Source organism: Microcystis sp. M49636_WE2 (genome assembly GCF_030065375.1).
GTDB classification, from domain to species: Bacteria; Cyanobacteriota; Cyanobacteriia; order Cyanobacteriales; family Microcystaceae; genus Microcystis; species Microcystis aeruginosa_C.
In genome coordinates this window covers 1-4,187 of sequence record NZ_JASJFG010000583.1, presented here as the reverse complement: position 1 = coordinate 4,187, position 4,187 = coordinate 1, and the positions used below count along the sequence as shown (strand labels likewise).

Genomic DNA, 4,187 nt, shown 5'->3' with positions numbered 1-4,187 from the left:
AGGGGTCGCTTCTGGTGTCGGTTTTTTAGGGGCGGGAATCATCCTACAACAATCCCATCGGGAACTAAATAAGGTACAAGTGAAAGGTTTGACTTCGGCGGCGACTATCTGGTTAGCGGCAGGATTAGGCGCGGCTTCTGGCTGCGGTTTATGGCAGATGGTTCTCGTGGGAACTTTTTTCACTCTCTCCACCCTCAGTGGCATTAAACGACTGAAGAAAAAACAACCTTTAGCCAAATATATTAAAGGTCGGAAGAAAATATCTCGGATCAATCAAGAAATAGACTCATCGGATAATTCAGCGTCTCATTAATAAAAAAAGCAATAAAAATTAATTTTTTTATTAAGAGAGCAAAAGCTTTTCTTTACTATTTTTTGGCTTGAAAAGCTTATGTTTTTGCTGGCAGTTTATCGATTAAAAAATATGATAAATTATTTATGAAATTTCTTTTAAATAAATAACAAATAAATATTTTATATGATAACATTTAGATCGAGTAAACACTTTTCTGAACAGGAGAAAATCCAACTATGATCAACCGAAATAAGAGCTTTCAAAGCCTCAAAAATCAAGTTTTCCGGCTGCTGATTTTCCTCTTAACTGTCACTTTGCTCCTCGGTGGAAGGGGAAATGCGATCGCCTTGCCGCTACTCCCCGAACCGTTGGCCGTCATTGACCGTGCAACAGCAACCGGTGGCACTGTGGTGGAACCAGTCAAGAAAAAAAATGAGGTTTCTAGCCCAAAAATTCTGGAAGATGCCCAAATTGCCTATGAAAAAGCCATCCAAGCGACAAAATCGGCTATCGATGACCTAAAGGCTCAACTAGCCGCTCCTTCTCTCGACAAGAAGATTATCGAAGCTCAACAGGATAACCTAGAGGACTTAGCGGACAATATTGACGATCTAGGGGAAAAAGTGAGTAAATTGACGAAAAAATTGACCAAATCCGGGGCTAAACTCAGTGAAACCCTGCAAAACAACCTTATTACCCTAGAAAATAGCCTTGTTAATACCTCCGAGACGATCGATATCTTAGCCGACGACACCGAACGACTCAAAGATAATGCTTCCCCTTTCCTGAAAACTCGCGTGGAAAAAACCATCGACGCGGTTAAACAGACTCTACAGGAAAGCGATCGAGCTTGGCAAGAACTGATCTCCTCGGCCACCACGGAACTGGAAAAGACTAGCACCCCGAAATAAATAGGGCTTGCAAGGGCATAAAATCGGTCTTTTTTGGGGTAATTATCGTTTTTACCCCAAAATCATCAAAAAAACCTTAACTCGTCTAAAAAGCCCTTTTATCGAGGGACTCGTGCTTTTGACTAGCTAAGTACCTAATCAAAATTAATTACCAATCATGACGCTTACCTATCAACCATCAACCCCCCATCGCTGGCACTTTGATAATCGGGCGATTTTGCCCCTTAGAAACCCTAATTTCTGGAAAATCGAGAGTGGAGTCGTGAAAACCTCCACCTGGTTAGAAGATGGAACCCTGATCGTCTTGGGATTGTGGGGACCTGGCAGTTTTGTTGGCAAAACCCTAGAGAGAGTCAATCCCTATCAAGTTGAGTGCATCACTCCTGTGCAAGCAGTTTCCTTTTCCGCAGTTGAGAGTTATCAAATGGCAGAAATTCTGCTGTCTCATCTTCAGCAAGCACAAGAACTAAGTATTATTCGTAGCTACAAACGTACTGATGTTATGGTCTTGAAATTACTGGCATGGTTAGGCAATCAATTTGGTAAACAAACCGGTACCGGACAATTAATTGATGTGCGTCTAACTCATCAGGATATCGCTGACTTATTAGGAACTACTAGAGTCACAATTACCCGGGCGCTTAATCATCTTGAACAACAGGGGGCCGTGGAACGTCTTCCTGTCCATCGTCTTCTTTTACGAGAGGAGGAAATCTGGCACTACGAGATTTAGAATGGGAAGGATTATCTCTTTTTTCAATCTATGAATTGGTTAGTAGCCCTTTTAATTACTAGCGTGACGAGTTTTGTAGCCACAAATCTTGATGATCTGATGGTGCTAATGTTGTTTTTCTCGCGACTTAATGCTAATTTTCGACCTCGACACCTGATTATCGGTCAATACCTCGGTTTTACCCTGATTCTCCTAGCTAGTTCCCTCGGTTTACTATTTGGGTTACTGGTTTCTAAAGAATGGATTGGTCTATTAGGATTTATCCCTCTAATTATCGGCATTAAACAACTTTTGTCAAGGGAAAATGAGGATTACATTCAAGAAGTAAGAGAAGATGTTAATTATTCTAAAAATCGCTCCTTTATTCCTCGTTTTCCCTCTCAAACCTATTACGTTGCCGCCGTGACTGTGGCTAATGGTGGTGATATTATTGGTATTTATACCTCTCTTTTTGCCAATAATTACCCGATGCACGTCTTAATTATCATGATAATTTTTTATCTCATGATGGGGATTTGGTGCGCCCTAGCTTATTTTTTGATTACCCATCCCAGGATAGCTAAAGTGGTTACAAACTACGGACATAAAATTAGTCCTTTTATCTATATTATTCTAGGAATTTATATCTTAATTGACAGCAAATCCTATCGTTTATTTTTAATGTCTTAACCAAGAATGCCTAAAAATTATCTTTCAGCTAAGTAGGTAGGTGTTAAAAGTTGTCAGACACCCCCCTTATCAAGGGAGCTATCCATTAGTCGGATCTTTCTTAACAAAAAGAGAAGAAACTTAAAAAAAGGGGAAACGATTGATAGGTATAGTTTTGAAAGAAGGAATTAAGGTGGAGGTAAGCAAAAAAATGGAGAAATGGGCAGCCCAAGAATTACAGTATGCAGACCTAGGGGACACCAGAAGAAAGAAAAGGTTAATCAGTATCGTAGAAAACTTGGCCAGCCAACCTAGTACAAGTGTGCCACAAGCTTCGGGAAATCTAGCCGCCGCCAGTGCCACCTACGACTTTTGGAATTCCCCCTATTTTCACCCCTCAGATATAATTGCCGCCCAAGCTAAAAGTACAGTAGAAAGAATCAAAGAACATCCAATAGTTTTGGCAGTGCAAGACACAACAAGTTTAGACTTTACGACGCAAAAAGCCAAAAAAGGAATGGGTTATCTAGATTGTAAAACATCCTTTGGTCTCAAAGTTCATACCACATTAGGAGTCTCAGCGCAAGGAGTACCTTTAGGACTGATTAATCAATATGTCTGGGCAAGAGAAGAAAAGAATTTAGGGATTGCCAAGCAAAGAAAAAAAAGAGAAACCGAAGAAAAAGAAAGTCAAAGATGGTTAGATTCTTTGTCAGAAACACAACAACAAATACCCGAAGAAATTCAAGTAGTAACAATCGGAGATTGTGAGGCAGACATATTTGACTTATTTGCCCAGTCAAGAAATCCTAACTCTCATTTATTAATTCGAGGAACTCATAACCGAAAAGTTAACTATCTCGAAGACAAGCAAAGGTCAGGGCATCCAGAGACTAAATATTTACATCAATCCATCAGAGAAATAAAAGCCTGTGGTAGCCTAGATGTGCAAGTAAAACGCAATCCTAATCACGAGGCTAGACTAGCTAAACTAACAGTTAGATTTGCCAGTTTTGAAATACAAGTACCTAAGCATCACTCGAAAGCGACCCCTCGTCAACCGGTAAAATTACAGGTAATTTTAGCTGAAGAAGAAAATCCGCGTCCCGGAGTTAATCCTATCAGTTGGCTCCTCTTAACTAGCCTAGACATTAGGAGCTTTGAATCAGCGATAACCTGTGTGCGCTGGTATAGTTATCGCTGGTTAATAGAACGCTATCATTTTGTTTTAAAAAGTGGTTGTGGATTAGAAAAACTGCAATTAGAAACGGGTCGTAGAATTGAGATGGCCTTAGCTACCTATTCAATTGTAGCCTGGAGATTACTCTGGTTAACCTATCAAGCACGCTTACACGGAGAGGAGAGTTGTGAAAGTTTTTTGGAAGAACATGAATGGCAATCTTTGTGTGCCACTATTCATAAAAAGAGTCCGCCACCTGAAAAGCCACCCTCCTTTAGGGAAGCGGTCAGAATGATTGCTTCTCTTGGGGGGTTTTTAGGTAGAAAAGGTGACGGTGAACCAGGTGTTAAAACTATTTGGTTGGGACTGCGAAGGTTACATGATATCAGCGAGACTTGGAAACTATCTCATCAAATTAGT

At 40.4% G+C, this 4,187-nt stretch carries 5 protein-coding genes; all 5 read left to right on the top strand.

The features are described 5' to 3' along the window. On the top strand, positions 1 to 313 hold a 313-nt coding region (locus tag PX484_RS13425), incomplete at its 5' end, for an MgtC/SapB family protein (protein ID WP_288104226.1). A gap of 218 nt (positions 314 to 531) precedes the next feature. Then, positions 532 to 1,206 carry a hypothetical protein gene (locus PX484_RS13420; RefSeq protein WP_287767743.1) on the top strand — a complete coding sequence of 225 codons (675 nt, stop codon included), beginning with the start codon at positions 532 to 534 and terminating at the stop codon, positions 1,204 to 1,206. Between the two features lie 157 nt (positions 1,207 to 1,363). Beyond that, entirely contained in the window at positions 1,364 to 1,939 is a 576-nt protein-coding gene (locus tag PX484_RS13415; RefSeq protein ID WP_287767746.1) for a Crp/Fnr family transcriptional regulator, read from the top strand. Positions 1,940 to 1,969: 30 nt separating this feature from the next. Then, on the top strand, positions 1,970 to 2,608 hold the full coding sequence (locus tag PX484_RS13410; protein ID WP_288104222.1) for a cadmium resistance transporter: 639 nt from the start codon (positions 1,970 to 1,972) through the stop codon (positions 2,606 to 2,608). A 190-nt stretch (positions 2,609 to 2,798) separates the two neighbouring features. Further along, positions 2,799 to 4,187 (top strand): IS4 family transposase (locus tag PX484_RS13405; RefSeq protein ID WP_288104229.1); only part of this gene is annotated, 1,389 nt, incomplete at its 3' end.

Coding starts and splice junctions, on each gene's coding strand:
- PX484_RS13420 (WP_287767743.1), top strand. CDS start 532: ATGATCAACCGAAATAAGAGCTTTCAAAGCCTCAAAAATCAAGTTTTC.
- PX484_RS13415 (WP_287767746.1), top strand. CDS start 1,364: ATGACGCTTACCTATCAACCATCAACCCCCCATCGCTGGCACTTTGAT.
- PX484_RS13410 (WP_288104222.1), top strand. CDS start 1,970: ATGAATTGGTTAGTAGCCCTTTTAATTACTAGCGTGACGAGTTTTGTA.